18 protein-coding genes are annotated in these 15,315 nt (G+C 62.1%); 11 read left to right on the forward strand and 7 right to left on the reverse strand.

The genetic code is table 11. The features are described 5' to 3' along the window. Nucleotides 1-250: 250 nt before the first annotated feature. Nucleotides 251-631: a hypothetical protein gene (locus tag M5B96_RS14035; RefSeq protein ID WP_248797254.1), complete on the reverse strand. Its 381-nt coding sequence runs from the start codon at nt 629-631 to the stop codon at nt 251-253. 210 nt (nt 632-841) lie between these two features. Here M5B96_RS14035 and M5B96_RS14040 point away from each other — a divergent pair, with 210 nt between their 5' ends. The 3 genes from M5B96_RS14040 (at nt 842) to def (ending at nt 2,707) form a co-directional block, all read left to right on the forward strand. Next, nucleotides 842-1,033, forward strand: a complete 192-nt coding sequence (locus tag M5B96_RS14040; RefSeq protein WP_248797255.1) for a CsbD family protein — start codon at nt 842-844, stop codon at nt 1,031-1,033. A 187-nt stretch (nt 1,034-1,220) separates the two neighbouring features. Continuing rightward, complete coding sequence (locus M5B96_RS14045; RefSeq protein ID WP_248797256.1) at nt 1,221-2,165, forward strand: YihY/virulence factor BrkB family protein; 945 nt, start codon at nt 1,221-1,223, stop codon at nt 2,163-2,165. Between the two features lie 2 nt (nt 2,166-2,167). Beyond that, the gene (gene def, locus M5B96_RS14050) at nt 2,168-2,707 is read left to right on the forward strand and encodes a peptide deformylase (protein ID WP_248797257.1); all 540 of its coding nucleotides are present in this window, start codon (nt 2,168-2,170) and stop codon (nt 2,705-2,707) included. 22 nt (nt 2,708-2,729) lie between these two features. On the opposite strand, the gene M5B96_RS14055 is transcribed toward def, so the two are convergent. Both M5B96_RS14055 and M5B96_RS14060 read right to left on the reverse strand, forming a co-directional pair. Then, a complete protein-coding gene (locus M5B96_RS14055; RefSeq protein WP_248797258.1) occupies nt 2,730-3,560 on the reverse strand; it encodes a class I SAM-dependent methyltransferase in 831 nt (276 codons plus the stop codon). Between the two features lie 59 nt (nt 3,561-3,619). After that, nucleotides 3,620-4,057: a GNAT family N-acetyltransferase gene (locus tag M5B96_RS14060; protein ID WP_248797259.1), complete on the reverse strand. Its 438-nt coding sequence runs from the start codon at nt 4,055-4,057 to the stop codon at nt 3,620-3,622. A 316-nt stretch (nt 4,058-4,373) separates the two neighbouring features. Between M5B96_RS14060 and M5B96_RS14065 the strand changes: the two genes are divergently transcribed. From M5B96_RS14065 to M5B96_RS14080, 4 genes are all read left to right on the forward strand, one after another. Further along, nucleotides 4,374-5,315, forward strand: coding sequence for a fatty acid desaturase (locus tag M5B96_RS14065; RefSeq protein ID WP_248797260.1), 942 nt, complete (start codon nt 4,374-4,376; stop codon nt 5,313-5,315). Between the two features lie 9 nt (nt 5,316-5,324). Next, on the forward strand, nt 5,325-6,116 hold the full coding sequence (locus tag M5B96_RS14070; protein ID WP_248797261.1) for a phosphate/phosphite/phosphonate ABC transporter substrate-binding protein: 792 nt from the start codon (nt 5,325-5,327) through the stop codon (nt 6,114-6,116). A gap of 254 nt (nt 6,117-6,370) precedes the next feature. After that, the gene (locus M5B96_RS14075; RefSeq protein ID WP_412548607.1) at nt 6,371-7,015 is read left to right on the forward strand and encodes a sigma-70 family RNA polymerase sigma factor; all 645 of its coding nucleotides are present in this window, start codon (nt 6,371-6,373) and stop codon (nt 7,013-7,015) included. Continuing rightward, nucleotides 6,969-7,982 (forward strand): ABC transporter substrate-binding protein, encoded by a 1,014-nt coding sequence (locus M5B96_RS14080; protein ID WP_248797262.1) that lies wholly within the window; start codon nt 6,969-6,971, stop codon nt 7,980-7,982. Before M5B96_RS14075 ends, M5B96_RS14080 begins: the two co-directional genes overlap by 47 nt. A 97-nt stretch (nt 7,983-8,079) precedes the next feature. Here M5B96_RS14080 and gstA read toward each other — a convergent pair whose 3' ends face one another. Next, nucleotides 8,080-8,685 carry a glutathione transferase GstA gene (gene gstA / locus M5B96_RS14085; protein ID WP_248797331.1) on the reverse strand — a complete coding sequence of 202 codons (606 nt, stop codon included), beginning with the start codon at nt 8,683-8,685 and terminating at the stop codon, nt 8,080-8,082. Nucleotides 8,686-8,813: 128 nt separating this feature from the next. On the opposite strand from gstA, the gene M5B96_RS14090 reads away from it, so the two are divergent. Then, nucleotides 8,814-9,680 (forward strand): LysR family transcriptional regulator, encoded by an 867-nt coding sequence (locus M5B96_RS14090; protein ID WP_248797263.1) that lies wholly within the window; start codon nt 8,814-8,816, stop codon nt 9,678-9,680. A gap of 84 nt (nt 9,681-9,764) precedes the next feature. Here M5B96_RS14090 and M5B96_RS14095 read toward each other — a convergent pair whose 3' ends face one another. Continuing rightward, nucleotides 9,765-10,316, reverse strand: coding sequence for a hypothetical protein (locus M5B96_RS14095; protein WP_248797264.1), 552 nt, complete (start codon nt 10,314-10,316; stop codon nt 9,765-9,767). Between the two features lie 170 nt (nt 10,317-10,486). Next, a complete protein-coding gene (locus tag M5B96_RS14100; RefSeq protein WP_248797265.1) occupies nt 10,487-11,221 on the reverse strand; it encodes an NAD-dependent epimerase/dehydratase family protein in 735 nt (244 codons plus the stop codon). Between the two features lie 168 nt (nt 11,222-11,389). On the opposite strand from M5B96_RS14100, the gene M5B96_RS14105 reads away from it, so the two are divergent. Beyond that, complete coding sequence (locus tag M5B96_RS14105; RefSeq protein WP_248797266.1) at nt 11,390-12,034, forward strand: DUF998 domain-containing protein; 645 nt, start codon at nt 11,390-11,392, stop codon at nt 12,032-12,034. 51 nt (nt 12,035-12,085) lie between these two features. On the opposite strand, the gene M5B96_RS14110 is transcribed toward M5B96_RS14105, so the two are convergent. After that, nucleotides 12,086-13,117, reverse strand: a complete 1,032-nt coding sequence (locus M5B96_RS14110; RefSeq protein WP_248797267.1) for a LacI family DNA-binding transcriptional regulator — start codon at nt 13,115-13,117, stop codon at nt 12,086-12,088. 227 nt (nt 13,118-13,344) lie between these two features. Between M5B96_RS14110 and M5B96_RS14115 the strand changes: the two genes are divergently transcribed. Beyond that, nucleotides 13,345-13,878, forward strand: coding sequence for a gluconokinase (locus tag M5B96_RS14115; protein WP_248797268.1), 534 nt, complete (start codon nt 13,345-13,347; stop codon nt 13,876-13,878). Nucleotides 13,879-13,962: 84 nt separating this feature from the next. Then, nucleotides 13,963-15,315, forward strand: a complete 1,353-nt coding sequence (locus M5B96_RS14120; RefSeq protein ID WP_248797269.1) for a GntP family permease — start codon at nt 13,963-13,965, stop codon at nt 15,313-15,315.

Raw genomic sequence — 15,315 nt, forward strand, 5'->3', positions numbered from 1 at the left:
AACGACAAAGCCCCGCCATGCGGGGCTTTGTCGTTTATAAAGGTCTGATTTGCGCAGAACCTGTGGCGAGCTCGAATATCAGTCAGTTAAGAGCCATCTCAAGTCTGACCGAGATTTGTGGCGAGCGGGCTTGCCCGCGCTGGGGCGCGAAGCGCCCCTGAAATCAGTGGCCTCATGGTGTCAGGTAGAACGCGGTCAAAGATTTTACGACTGCTTCGCAGTCGAACGCGGGCAAGCCCGCTCGCCACACTCAGGGCTGCTGGAACTGTGAGAAGTCCACCCCGGTGCCGGCCGGGCGCACGTCCTTGAGAAACGAGTCCTTGTCGGCGCTCAGCTCTAGGCTCAGGGTCGGTCGGCGTTTGCCGGCGTTGCGTACCACCAGGCCTTCCATCTTCTCGCGCAGGAACGCCGTGGTCACCTTCAGGTGCAGCAACTGGTCGCTGCTCGGGGTGTGCAGCAACAGGTGCACCCATTCGTACTGGCCGATCGCCAGGCGCGCCACCGGGATATCGAACCACCAGATGTTCTTGTTGCGGTTCAATTCGGTGAAGTGACAGTTGTTGACGCCCAGCACCGCGCCGCCCAGTTCCTGGTTGCGGCGGGCGATGGCCTGCTTTTTATCGAGTTTCATGACTTTCCTACCGTTATCGATCTTCAGCGCCGAAGCCTGAATCTGGTGCGCATTCTCAGGGGTTGGCGGGCAAACATAAAGCCAAACCTGAATTCTTCGATGAAAAACCGCGGGTAAACAGCGACTGAAAAAAATGAAACTCCGCGCGCAGGCCTCGGGTCAACCTTATGTCGAGACATGACACCCGCATTTCTTACTTGGAGAAATATCATGAGCAGCACCAGCGATAAAATCAAAGGCACGGCGAACGAAGCGGTGGGTAACATCAAGCAAGCCGTCGGCAAGGCCACCGGCAATAACCAGATGCGCGCCGAAGGCAAGGTCCAGGAACTCAAGGGCGATGCGCAGAAGGCCGTCGGCAAAACCAAAGACGCCATCAAGAAAGGCGTCGACCGGGCCTGACCCTTCGGAAAGCGGATCCAGCGGCCATCCCAGGATGGCCGTTTTCGCGTGGCGGCTACACTGGATCAGATCGGGAAATGCTTTGCCAGTCGCCAACCGCGTTGCTTTGGGTTAGAAAGAGCTCTATTGGAATCACCTTTTGAGTCGCCTTGACTCGCTACCTTTATTTGCGGCGAAAGGAGACGCTATGATTTTCCCTGAGTTGCGCGACCTGCCCCTGCATCGCGTGATGATGCGCACGGTCACTGAATTCGTCGCCGACGAAATGTCGACCTATGCCTCGGCACTGGCCTACCAGATGCTGTTTTCCTTGTTTCCCTTCCTGTTGTTCCTGATCGCCCTGATCGGTTTCCTGCACCTGCCGGATTTCTTCACCTGGCTGCGCATGCAGTCGGAGCTGGTGTTGCCGCCCCAGGCGCTGGACCAGGTCAACCCGGTGATCGACCAGTTGCAGCAATCCAAGGGCGGCCTGCTCTCGGTGGGTATCGTCATTGCCCTGTGGACCGCCTCGGCCGGCGTGCGCCTGATGATGAGCGCGATGAATGCGGCCTACGACGTGGTCGAGGGGCGGCCGATCTGGAAGCGTTTCCCGCTGTCGATCTTCTATACCGTCGGCATCGCCGTGATGCTGCTGGCCGCTGCCGCGCTGATGGTGCTCGGGCCGCAGGTGATGAGCTGGCTGGCGGGGCAGATCGGCATGCAGGAGTACGTCGTCACGCTCTGGACCTGGCTGCGTTGGCCGGTAGTGGTGCTGCTGCTGATGTTCGCCGTGGCCCTGATGTACTACGTGATGCCGGACGTGAAGCAGAAATTCCGCTTTATCACCCCGGGCTCGGTGCTGGCGGTGGTGGTCTGGATCGTCGCGTCCCTGGGCTTCGGCTACTACGTAAAAACCTTCGCCGACTACAACGCAATGTATGGCAGTATCGGGGCGATCATCGTATTGCTGCTGTACTTCTACATTTCCGCGGCGGTCCTGTTGCTGGGGGCTGAAATGAATGCGGTGATCGAACACATGTCGTCCGAAGGCAAGAATCCTGGCGAAAAGGACTTCCACGAGCATGACGACACCATGCCTATCTCCGGGTTGGGGCGGGACCACTCCCTCAAGCCGACTACTGACGAAGCCTGATCATGATTCGTGAAATCCTGAAAATGGGCGATGAGCGCCTGTTGCGCATCGCCCCGCCGGTGCCGGCGGAACTGTTCAACAGCAAGGAACTGTGGGACCTGATCGACGACATGTTCCAGACCATGGAACACGTCGGTGGCGTCGGCCTGGCCGCGCCGCAGATCGGTGTCGACCTGCAACTGGTGATCTTCGGTTTCGAGCACAGCGAGCGCTACCCGGATGCCGAGGCGGTGCCGCAGACCATCCTGATCAACCCGCTGATCACGCCCCTGGGACCGGAGATGGAAGAGGGCGTTGAAGGTTGTCTCTCGGTGCCGGGCCTGCGCGGCGCGGTGCAGCGTTACTCGCGTATCCGCTACGAAGGTTTCACGCCCAACGGCGAACCGCTGGTACGCTTTGCCGAGGGTTTCCACGCCCGCGTGGTGCAACACGAATGCGACCACCTGATCGGCCGCCTGTACCCGTCGCGGATCAGCGACTTCAGTAAATTCGGTTTCACCGAAGTGCTGTTCCCCGACCTGGACCCGACGGTCGACGACTGAGCGCCGAGGCGCCCAGCCGTTGCTATTGGGCCGCCACCTTGCCGGGTTTGACGAAGCGCAGGGTCAGGCGGTCCGATTCGCCGATGGCGACATACTTGGCCCGATCCTGCTCACCCAGCTTCAGCGAGGGTGGCAAGGTCCAGACACCACCGGGGTAGTCCTTGGTGTCCTTGGGATTGGCGTTGATTTCGCTTTGAGCTTCCAGCGCAAAGCCGGCATCGGTGGCCAGCTTCACCACGTAGGCGGTGGGCAGATAGCCGCTTTGCCTGATGCTGGCCAGGTCGGCGCCGTCCTTGGCCCGGTGATCCACCACGCCGAGCACGCCGCCCGGTTTCAGTACCTTGAAGAAGGCGCTGAACATCGCCGGGGCGTCATCGGCCATGACCCAGTTGTGCACATTGCGGAAGGTCAGCACGCGGTCCGCCGAGCCCGGCTTGCCGAACACCGGTGCCTGGGGATCGAACTCGACCACTCCGGCCTTGGCGTAGTGGCTCGGGTCCTTGGCGAACTTCTGCTTCAGGTTGTCGGCCGAGCGCTTGGCGAACTCACTGGTTGCGGGTGCCTGCACGGCAGCAATGTAATGCCCGTGGTCCTTGAGCAGCGGCGCGAGCACTTCGCTGTACCAGCCAGCACCGGGGGTAATCTCGATCACTGTCTGGTTGGCCTGCAAGCCGAAGAACTGCAAGGTCTGTTGGGGATGGCGGAAGCCGTCGCGAACGCTGTTTTCCGGCGCCCGCCACGGGCCGGCGAGGACCTTGGCGTATTGCGCGTCGCTGATGGCCGCAGTGGCGGCCTGGCTGGCGAGTGGAGCGAGAAGGGCGGTCAAGGATAAAGCCACGAGCGTGCGTTTCATGATCATCCTGGTCAAAACGAGTGTGGGTTCGAGGCTAGCACGGGCAAATGCACCGTCCATCACACATTTTGCGCAGACGACCTAACTAACGGTTCTATACCCAGGGCGATCATCGGTTTACTGCGTGAGTAACGCGCCAGGCGCTCCGCCAGTGGCTGCGGCAGGTCCGGGTCGCAGTGGAATCCCAGGCGTTCATAGAGCCCGCGCAGGTCGGGATGACAGAACAGCCAGACCGGACCGTTGCAGTCGCCGAGTGCCTGTTGCAGCAACTTCGCGGCAATGCCCTGGCCGCGTTGTGACGGGGCGACGAACAGCCCGGTGAGCCAATGTCCCTGGGCAACCGGCGTCAGCGAGAGCCCGCCGATGATCTGCTCTTGCCGGGCCACCCACAGCTGCCCATCACTGGCCGCACGCATCGGTGAGTTGTGCGCGCGGTAGAATTTGTTCAGCAGCGGTCGCAAGGTTTCCGGCAGTCGCGCGTAGTCGGGAGTGGGCATGGAATTCATCGCTGGAGGGGCTGGCGCGGGATTATAAGAGAGCCGAAGTGCTCGGATGGGTGTATACCTGAGTCTACATCCATCTGGAGTGCGCATCATGAGCAAGGGCATGGATTCAAAGAAAGCGGCCAAGAAGAAACCGGCCAAGAGCGCCGACGAAAAGCGCGCGGCGAAGAAGGCCAAGAAGGTCGACGTGTTCGGTCACTGAGGGTTCTAAGGATATAACCCATCGATCTGCAAGATTTGTCGTCGGTAATCCACATCAGGGGATAAAGCCGGGGTTTATCCATCGGCTGAACCTGTGTGAAGCCGAACGATGCCCAACTATCTCGATGTTGCCCAACGCGAAGAAATCCTGCAGCTGCAGCAAACCTTCACCGGTCGTACCGAATGGCCGACCTGGCTATTGCTGATCGGTGTCTATCCAAGCTGGTTCGCCGTGCTGCTGGCCAGCCCCCGGCTGGGCCTGTGGCCAAGCACCGCCTTGCTGATCCCCATCGTCACGCTGTGGATGTCGGTGCAGCATGAACTGCTGCATGGTCATCCGAGCCGTTTCGTCTGGCTGAACAAGCTGATGGGCTATGCGCCGTTCGCCGTCTGGTATCCCTACACCCTGTATCGTGACAGCCACCTGTTGCATCACCGCGACGAGGACCTGACCTTGCCCGGGGTCGACCCGGAAAGCCGCTACTTCAGCCGGCGGGACTGGCCGAACCGCTCGGCCCTGGTGCGTGCTGTGCAGCGTTTGAACAAGACGGTCCCGGGGCGTCTGCTGCTAGGGGCACCGCTGGGTTTGTTGGGCCTGGCCAGGGAAGAAGGCCGGCGGCTATGGCGCGGTGAGCGCCAGGCCTGGCTGATGTGGCTGAGCCACGGCAGCCTGACCCTGTTGATGCTGGCGTTCATCGCCCATTACAGCGTGATTCCGGTCTGGCACTACCTGCTGCTGATCAGCGTTCCGGCGCTGTCGCTGGGGGCGCTGCGGTCTTTCTACGAACACCGTCCGAGTGCCCTGCCGGAACAACGCACGGTGCTCAATGAAGCGGGCTGGCCCTGGCGCTGGCTGTTCCTCAATCTGAACCTGCATCTGGTACACCATGACCTGCCGAAGCTGCCCTGGTATTTCCTGCCGCGGGTCTATCGTGCAAGGCGCGAGGACTGGTTGGCGCGCAGTGGTGGCTACCTGGTCAAAGGTTATGGCGAGCTGGCGCGGCGGCATGCCGTGAATGTTGTTGATAGCCCACAGCATCCATTTGCCTGAGGAAGGTTGATGACTCATCGTTATGCCGAACTGTTGATGTATGTGGCGCCGCAGGAAGTGCGGGAGGCCAACGCGCGCTGGATCGAGCGGATTGTGGAGCTGCTCGGGGTGCGCCGTGGTTCCGCCGAGGGCCTGGATTTGATGGGGCTGTGGCTGTCCCCGCAGCTGTTGTTCAGCCAGACTTGCGGTTATCCGCTGATGACCCTGTTACGCGGTCAGGTCAAGTTGCTCGGGCGTCCGCGTTATGAACTGGAGCATGCCGCGGGCGGAGATCATTGCAGCCTGTTGCTGAGTCGCGAGCGCGAGGACCGTCGTGTGCTGGAGGACTTTCACGGCAGCCGCGGCGTGATCAACGACGAGGCTTCCAATAGCGGCATGAACCTGCTGCGACATTCACTGGCACCCTTGCAGCGGGAGGGGCGATTCTTCGCCAGTGTCGGACAGAGCGGTGCGCACCGGGAAAGCCTGCGCTGGTTGCGCGAGGATCTTGCCGATCTGGCCGCAGTGGACAGTGTGACCTTTGCCTACCTGGCGCGATTTGCACCCCAGGAGGTGGCCGGGCTGAGAGTGGTGGCGCGCAGCGCCTTGAGCCCGTGCCTGCCCTACATTACTCAGGTCGGATCGGGCCGCGACGAGATCGAGCGGATTCGGGCGGCGATGAACCAGGCGTTGCACGAGCTTCCCGAAGTCGCGGCCACGTTGGGTTTGAGTGAAGTATTGCCGGCGAGCGAGGCGGACTATCAGGTCCTGCTGGATTACCGGGATGCGGCCCAGGCGTTGGGATTTGCTCACGTGCGCTAGCCCGCTGTTTCACCGCCAATCCTCGCCACTGCCTCGGTTCCTTGTAGGAGCTGGCTTGCCGGCGATGGCGGCGGTGAGGCTGGCATAGCCATCGCTGGCAAGATGGTATCTACAGGATTGGGGATAACTCATTAAACAACTAAAAGGAATATAAAAATAGTTTTTAAGTATTGTTAAAGAATAAGCCGTGTTGGTAGGATCCCTGCCACCGGACCGCCGGACATACAGCGCATCTCTCTTGAATTGGAGCCACTATGTCCGGCGCCGACACCCCTCACCGCGATTACGTGGGCGGATTGTTCCGTAGTCATTACCCATGGCTGTGCGCCCGTTTGCGTCGCCACCTGGATTCCAGCGCCAGGGCCGAAGACATTGCCGCCGATACTTTCGTCCAGTTGCTGATGGCCGCCGACGCGGTGCCGATCCGTCAGCCACGGGCGTTGCTGACCACCATTGCCCAGCGCCTGATGTACCAGCTCTGGCGCCGCCGCGACCTGGAGCGCGCCTACCTCGATGCCTTGCAACAGGACCCCGACGCCGAAGTGCCGTCGCCCGAGGACCTGACCCAGATACTCGAAGCCCTGGAAAACATCGACTGCCTGCTCAACGGCCTGCCGGACAAGGTCAAGGCCACCTTCCTGCTGTCCCAGGTCAACGGCCTGACCTATCCCGAGATCGCCGTCGAACTGGGCATTTCCCAGCGTTCGGTCAGTGACTACATGGCCCGGGCTACTTGCATGGCCCGGACGGACGTCATTGCTGGCAAGCCCGCTCCTACAGGTTCGTATTCCAGGGGAAATCCCTGTGCAACACAACGATTGACCATAAAAACCAGACCACCACGAGGTGAACATGAAATCCATCAAGACCCTGTTCGGCGGCTCCCTGTTGGCCCTTAGCCTGCTGACCCAGCCAGCACCCGCCGCGGAAAAGAACGCCCCGATCCACTTCGGTGACATCACCTGGGAGAGCGGCAGCCTGATCACCGAGGTCCTGCGGTTGCTCGTCGAGAAAGGCTACGGTTACTCCACCGATACCTTGCCGGGCAGTACCGTGAGCCTGGAAGCCGCCCTGGCGAAAAACGATATCCAGGTCATCGGCGAAGAATGGGCCGGACGCAGCCCGGCCTGGGTCAAGGCTGAGAACGAAGGCAAGGTGTTCGGCGTCGGCGACACGGTCAAGGGCGCCACCGAAGGCTGGTGGGTGCCGGAGTACGTGATCAAGGGCGACCCGGTGCGCGGCATCAAGCCACTGGCGCCGGACCTCAAGTCGGTGGCCGACCTGCCACGCTACAAGGACGTGTTTCGCGACCCGGAAGACCCGTCCCGCGGGCGCTTCCTCAACAGTCCGACCGGCTGGACCTCGGAGATCGTCAACAGCCAGAAGATCAAGGCCTATGGCCTGGGCGACAGCTTCGTCAACTTCCGCACCGGCTCCGGCGCGGCGCTGGACGCGGAGGTGGCCTCCTCGGTCAAACGCGGCAAGCCGGTACTTTTCTACTACTGGTCGCCGACCCCGTTGCTGGGGCGCTTCAACCTGGTGAAACTGGAAGAGCCGCCGTTTGACGCCGAAGCCTGGAAGACCCTGGCCGATGCCAACAACCCACACCCCCGTGGTACCCGCTCGATGCCGGCGCACCTGGCGATCGGCATATCCGCACCGTTCAAGGCGCAGTACCCGGAGCTGGTGGAGTTCTTTGCCAAAGTCGACCTGCCCATCGGCCTGCTGAACCGTACCCTGGCCGACATGGCCGAAAAACGCCTGCCACCGCGTCAGGTCGCCGAAACCTTCCTGCGTGAGCAGCCACAGGTCTGGAATGCCTGGGTTCCCGCGGCGGTGGCCCAGCGTGTGAGTGGCAGTCTGTGATGTTCACCTGCCTGTGCCTGGGCACGCCGGGCTCCTACAGGTTGGTGTTCAGCTCGGGAATATCGTCGGCCCCGGATTTTTTATCGGGACCCGATCCTCAGGCTGCCAGTTCCGTCGCCAGCGCGGCAATTACCGCCGGACGCTGATCGATCCGCGCGATGAACCGTTGCAGCGCCGGCCACGGCCCCAGGTCCAGGCCCAGGAACGCGGTCCAGCGCAGCACGGTGAACAGGTAGGCATCGGCCACGCTGAAGTGTTCGCCGAGTAGATAGTCCTGCTGTTCCAGGGTCTTGCTCAGCAGGGCGAAACGCTTGTACAGCTTTTCCCGGAAAATCGCCTTCACCTCATCCGGGATCGCACTGTTGAACAGTGGCCCCATCCCGCCATGCACTTCGCCGGAAATGAAATTCAGCATCTCTTGCAGGCGCGAGCGTTCCCAACTGCCATTGGCCGGCGCCAGCCCGGCCTCGGGCTTGAGGTCGGCGAGAAACTGCACGATGGCCACGCCCTCGGTGAGCACCTGGCCATTGTTCAACTGAAGGGCCGCCACGTAACCCTTGGGATTGATCTTGAGGAAGTCCTCTCCGTGTTCGGTGACTTTGCTCTGGTTGTCGACCCGCACCAGTTCGAAGGGCAGGCCCAGTTCACGCAGAACGATATGCGGGGACAGCGAGCAGGTGTTGGGGGCGTAGTACAGCTTCATGACAATGAGACTCCCTGGGTAAGAACCGTGTTCGGCCTTGATGGCCTTGGCGAACGGCAGTGTCATATGGCGTCCTGACCTGGGTAAAATTAATTCTTGAGAAACCAGTCATAAGGTCGGCTACTGTCATGATGAATCTGCTGCATTGGCGTCTGTTGGTGGCGGTACTCGATAGCGGCACCCTGACCCGTGCCGCCGAACAGGTCGGCATGACCCAATCGGCGGCCAGCCAGGCACTGGCGGCGATGGAGCAGACCCTCGGCGTCCAGCTGTTCACCCGCCATGCCCGTCAGTCATTGCCCACCGCCATCGGCCAGCAGGTCCTGGCACAGGCGCGGGTGATGCTCGCGGCCCTGGAAAACATCCGCCGGCAGGTCGACAGCGATAAGGGATTGGTGGGCGGCAGCATTCGCCTGGCGAGCTTTCCCATGATCCTGGGTACCTTGCTGCCACCGCTGCTGCGGCAGTTCCGCCAGCGTCATCCCGGTATCGAAGTGGTGGCGCTGGAAGTCAGCGACCACGAAGTGCAGGCCATGCTCGCCAATGACACTGTGGACGTCGGCGTGGTGCTCAATCCTGATGTCGAAAGCGGCGCCCTGGAGCTGGGGCACGACACCTGGGTCGCGGTGGTTCCCATGGGCCATCGACTGGCCGCCAGGGGCGCCGATGGCTGTGTGAGCCTGGCCGAACTGGTGGCCGAACCCTTTGTGCTGGCAACCGGCGGTTGCGCGGTCAACGCCCGGAGCATTGCCGGTGAAACCGGCCTGTCGTTGCAGGATGTGCGCGTCGAGGTTCGCGAGTGGAGCAGCGCCTACACCCTGGTGCGGGAAAACCTCGGTGTGACGCTGGTCCCAGAACTGGCCCTGCCCAGCGAACGCAAGGGCCTGCGGGTGCTGCGCCTGGAGGTGCCGATCAAACGGCACTTCGGTTTGCTGCCGTCGGCTGCGGGGGCTCGCTCGGCGGCGGTGCGGGCCTTGTTCGAGATGTTGCGGTGAATTGCGGGGGATCGGCATCGAGGAGATTTTCCGCGAAGCTTTTGGCGGCCTTGAGGGCCTCTTCGCGGCGGTCCGGTTGTCGGTTTACTTCGTGGCCAGGAAGGCTCCGGCCACCTGCTGGTCGGCAGGGTTGGTCTTGTTGTCCGCGGTCTTCGCGTTGAACTCCAGCTTCATGCGCTCGGCAATCTTGTCTTCGATGCCTTTCTGTTTTTCCGGCGACATGCTTTTCAGGTCGTCCTCGGTCAGTCCCTGTTCCTTGAGTATCTGATCGCGGATGCGCTGGGCCACCGGCTTGCTCATGTAATCCTTGAATTCCTTCATCGCGTCGCTGTCGTTGCTCGCGGTGGCGGAGGGGGCCGTGCGGGTCGTCGGCGCCGTGGCGGTCAGGGTCGCCGGGAGCGCGACAGTCGGCACCGCGGCCTGCAAATGCACACGGGTCTTGGCAAAGGCCGCATTGACGTTGTCGGCGATCTTGTCGGCAGCGTTCTGTGTGCCGGGCGCGGTGCTGGCAGTAGCCGCGGCCTGGGCATTCTGGATAAAACCGCTGGACAGCGCGCTGGCGGCGGCGGTGGTCGGATCCAGGTCCGCGCGATGGCTGGGCTGGATCACTGGATTGTTACGGGCATTGACCAACATGGGATAAACACCTGGAGGTGGGGACAGGGTCAGTCCCAGCAATTTGTATGCCTGTTGGTACAAAGCCCGGGCTTATCAAGGGTTGGTGGATACATGCCAGGCAAAAACGCGGCGGCGGGAGGAGGCGCCTTGCCGCCTCGATTGCCGCTGCCGGCAACCCGGTTCCGACTTCAGCGGATCGGCAGGTCGAACTCGCGGAACGCGTCGTCCACCGGTTGATAACCCAGTACCCGGACGGTCTCGCTCAGGTCCAGGCGCTTGAAGCGGTTGTTGGAAATGCCGTGGGCCACCAAGTGTTGCACGCCTTCGACCTCGATCGCCTTTTGCAACAACTGTACGGCGTCGCGCGGGCTGAGCCAGGCACTCAGGTCGCGGGCGTTGCGCAGGTCATGGTCGTCGGGAAACTCGAAGGCGCCGATGCGCAGGACAATGGTCGATAAAGCGTGCCGTGCCGAATAGAACGCACACAGCGCTTCGCCATAGCATTTGCTCACCCCGTACAGATTGGCCGGCATCACCGGCATGCCCGGGGTGACCTGCCGGTCCACCGGGTAACCCTCGACGGCCTGGGCACTGCTGGCGAACACCACTCGTTTGCACTGGGCGTTCGCGGCGGCTTCCAGCAGGTAGGTGGTGGCCAGGATATTGTTCGGCAGCAGTTCCTCGAAGGACGAATCGGCGAAAGGAATACCCGCCAGGTGCACCACCACGTCGATGCCATCGACCAGGGCCGCGAGTTCGCCCTTGTCGGCCATGTCCAGGCGGACGAAGCGGTGATCGCCGATGGCGAAATCCGGTTGGTGACGGTCGGCGAGGACAAAGTGGTAATGGTGTTGCATGGCCTGGAAAAACGTCTTGCCGATACGACCGCAGGCACCGGTCAGCAATACCTTGAGTGTGCTCATTCAGACTTCCATGTTGATGTTTTTACTTTTGAATGAATGTTTTGTGACGCTTCAGGATAGACCATGGCCGCCAGTCTGGCTGACCGATAAATCTCTAGCCCAAGGTTCGCATGGCGTTTTAGGATAGTGGCCTGTCGCTTTCATCCAACGCTCAGAGGTCCCCGCTAGATGCACAAGGCACTGCGTAAATTCGGCTGCGTGGCCGGGTTGTTGACGCCCTTCTGGTTGCTTGTCGGGCTGGCCCTGGCCGGGGCCCTGTATCCAGGCTACAGCCATCTCAATCAGGCCATGAGTGAACTGGGGGCACTGGGCGCGCCGACCCACGAGTTGTCGCCATTGATCAACAACCTGCCGTTGGGGCTGTTGTTCTTCGCCTTTGGCGTGACGGTCTTCGCCTGTTTCGAAGGGCGCGGCCTGGCGCAGATCAGCGGGGTGCTGATTGCGCTGCACGGCATCGCCAGCCTGTTCACCGGTTATTTTTCCTGCGACGCCGGCTGCGGGCTGCAGCACCCTTCCTTCAGCCAGACCGTGCATAACAGCGCGGGGCTGGTGATGTTTCTGACCCTGGTGATCGCCAACGCCTTGTGGGTGTATCTCGCCGCTCGCTTGCTCGGTTCGAAAGCCTTCGCCTGGTTTTCCCTGGCCTGTACCCTGGTGGCCCTGGCGGCTTTGCCGTTGATGGGGCTGGCGGTAGAGGCGGGGGAGGGGTTCGGCCTCTACCAGCGCCTGAACTATGGCGCTTCGGTGGTCTGGATCGGGGTGTTTGCCGCGCTGCTGCTGGTCAGGGAAAAGCGTCGCACCGATCAGGCCTGATGCCGATCGATCCGCGCTGAGTCGGGGATCGATTCCACTGCCCGCCACCCTTCAGCTGCTCTCGCGCACCATCAGTTCAAAGCCCATGTCCTGCACCGGCTGGGCCACCGGATTGCCAGCCATCAAACTCAGCATCTGTTCCGCCGCCCGCCGGCCGATGGCCTCCCGCGGTGTGCGGATGCTGCTCAGGCGCGGGACCATGAAGGCCGAGCCGGGAAGGTCGTTGAAGCCCACTACCGCGACCTGCTCCGGGACCTTGATGCCGCAGCGTATGGCTTCCAGCAGGGCGCCCTGGGCCAGGTCGTCGTTGCCGAAGAAGATCCCGTCGACCTGCGGATGGCTCTGCAACAGTTGCAGGAACAGTTCACCGCCCAGGCCCACCGACGAGGGGCGCGGAGTCAGCAGTTCCAGATCCGGGTGATACAGCCCGGCCGCCTGCAGGGCCTGGCGAAAGCCTTCGCCGCGCAGGAGCGTGCGCTGGTCCAGTTGCGCGCCGATATAGGCCAGGTGCTTGCGACCACGGGAGATCAGGTGCTCGGCCACGGTCGCGCCGGCGTTCTGTTGCGAGAAACCGACGCAGTTGACCCCGGCGCCGGGGTCCAGGTCCATCATGTAGACGCACGGCACCTGGCTCGCCTCGATCATCCGCCGCGCACTTTCCGAGCGGTCGAAACCGGTCAGCAACAGGCCCCGTGGCTGGTAGGACATGTAATTGCGCAGCAGGTTTTCTTCTTCCTCACGGGAATAGTGATAGTTACCGATCAGTACCTCGAAGCCGCGCGGGCGCAACACCGCGTGTATGGCTTCGAGGGTGTCGATAAACAGCAGGTTGGACAACGACGGCACCAGCACCACCACCGAATGGCTCTGGGCCGAGGCCAGGGCGCGGGCGGCCGGGTTGACCACGTAGTTCAGTTCCGTTGCCGCTCGTCGGACCTTCTCCACCAGATCCGTGGCCACGCTACTGATGCCGCGCAGGGCCCGCGATGCGGTGATCGGACTGACGCCGGCCAGGCGCGCGACTTCGTTGAGGGTAGGGCGTCCCGTGGTACGGGTATTCTTGTCGGTTTTGGTGGAGGTCATCGGACGGCTTGCCAAACAAAATTCAAGGTACTAAGGTAGCGCTGTCTCGACAAGCCTGCAATTGTCCGAGCGCGATTGGCCTGATCGCGTCGGGGGCTGTCCTGGATGTTTCGCGCACCACCCCATAAAAATGACAAGAAGGCGTCGGCAGTCTGTGTTTTGTGCTTTGCTTTCCGAACAACGGAAAGCCTGACAAAGACAGCGCTGTCTGCGTGCTGAGGTGTTACATGAGTCAACCCATCACTGCCCTGGTCATCATGGGCGTCTCCGGTTGCGGCAAGTCCAGTGTGGGCGAGGCCCTGTGCCGGCTCAACGGCGCGACCCAGATCGAAGGCGACAGCTTTCACCCCGCCGCCAATATCGCCAAGATGAGTGCCGGCATCCCCCTGACCGATGACGACCGTGCCGGTTGGCTCGACAGCCTGTGCGACGAGTTGCGTCGGGTGCTGGCTGCAGGCGGGCATCCGGTGCTGACCTGCTCGGCGCTCAAGCACAGTTACCGCGAACGCCTGCGTCGCGCGGCACCGGGCCTGGGCTTCGTGTTTCTCGAACTGAGCCGCGAAGTCGCTGCCGAGCGGGTGGCCCATCGGCCCGGGCACTTCATGCCCTCGACCCTGATCGACAGCCAGTTCGCCACCCTTGAGTCGCCGCTCGGCGAGCCCCTGACCCTGGCCCTGGATGCCTCGACCCAGAGCGTCGAGCGCCTGGCGCAGGCGGCCCATCACTGGTGGCAGGCGCACGGGCTGGAACGCTCGGCCTGATTTTCGTTTCGAAAAGATAGCGCTGTCCCAATCGGCTATCGTCAAACAACGCAGCGTATAAAAACAACAAGCAGGAGACACCTTATGTTTGGACTGTCCCACGAGACCTATCTGTTGCTGGATGCAGTGGTCACGATTATCGGGCTGATCGTGTTGATCACCCGTTTCAAGATTCACCCCTTTGTCGGACTGATCATCGCCTCGGCGTTTCTCGGCCTGACCTCGGGCATGCCCGCGGACAAGATCATCAAGGCTTTCCAGGACGGCTTCGGCGGCGTGCTGGGCTTTGTCGGGATCATCCTTGCGCTGGGGACCATGCTTGGCAAGATGATGTCCGATTCCGGCGGCGCCGATCAGATCGCCCAGACCCTGATCCGCGCCTTCGGCAAGGAGCGGGTGCAGTGGGCGATGATGTGCTCGGCATTCCTGGTGGGCATCCCGCTGTTCTTCGAGATCGGCTTCGTGCTGCTGATTCCGCTGGTGTTCATCGTTGCGCGGCGTACCGGCGTGCCGCTGATCAAGATCGGCATTCCGCTGCTGGCCGGGCTTTCGGCGGTGCACGGCCTGGTACCGCCGCATCCGGGGCCGCTGCTGGCCATCGGGGTGTTCAACGCGGACATCGGCAAGACCATTTTCTACGGCCTGATCGTCGCCCTGCCGACCGCTATCATCGCCGGGCCGATCTACGGCACCTTTATTGCCAAGTATATCCCGGGCAACCCATCGCAGGAGCTGGTCGACCAGTTGGCCCGTGAACCGCAAGTGGCGGCACTGCCCAGCTTCGGCGTGACCCTGGTCACCGTGCTGTTGCCGGTGTTCCTGATGCTGCTCAAGACTTTTGCCGACATTGCCTTGCCGGACGGGCATTTCTTCCGCATCTGGATGGACATGATCGGTCACCCGATCAGCGCCTTGCTGCTGGCCCTGCTGTTGGCGCTGTACACCTTCGGCAAGCGCCAGGGCATGGATTCCAGGCGCGTGCTCAAGCTGCTCGATGCCAGCCTGGCGCCGACCGCGGCGATCATCCTGATCATCGGTGCCGGCGGTGGCTTCAAGCAGATGCTGGTGACCAGTGGCGTGGGTGATGTGATCGGGCATATCGCCGTGAATGCGCAGATTTCACCGATCCTGCTGGCCTGGCTGGTGGCGGCGGTGATCCGCGTGGCCACGGGCTCGGCGACGGTGGCGACGATTACCGGGGCGGGTATCGTGATGCCGGTGGTGGACCTGATTCCCGGGGTGAACCGCGAGTTGCTGGTGCTGGCGACGGGAGCGGGCTCGCTGATCCTGTCCCACGTCAACGATGCCGGCTTCTGGCTGGTCAAGCAGTACTTCAACATGACCGTGGCCGAGACGTTCAAGACCTGGACGGCCATGGAGACCATTCTCTCGGTGGTGGGGCTGGTGTTTATCCTGCTGTTGTCACTGGTGGTCTGA

Origin of the sequence: Pseudomonas sp. MWU13-2105 (assembly GCF_023242315.1) — a bacterium.
In the GTDB taxonomy this organism is placed as follows: domain Bacteria; phylum Pseudomonadota; class Gammaproteobacteria; order Pseudomonadales; family Pseudomonadaceae; genus Aquipseudomonas.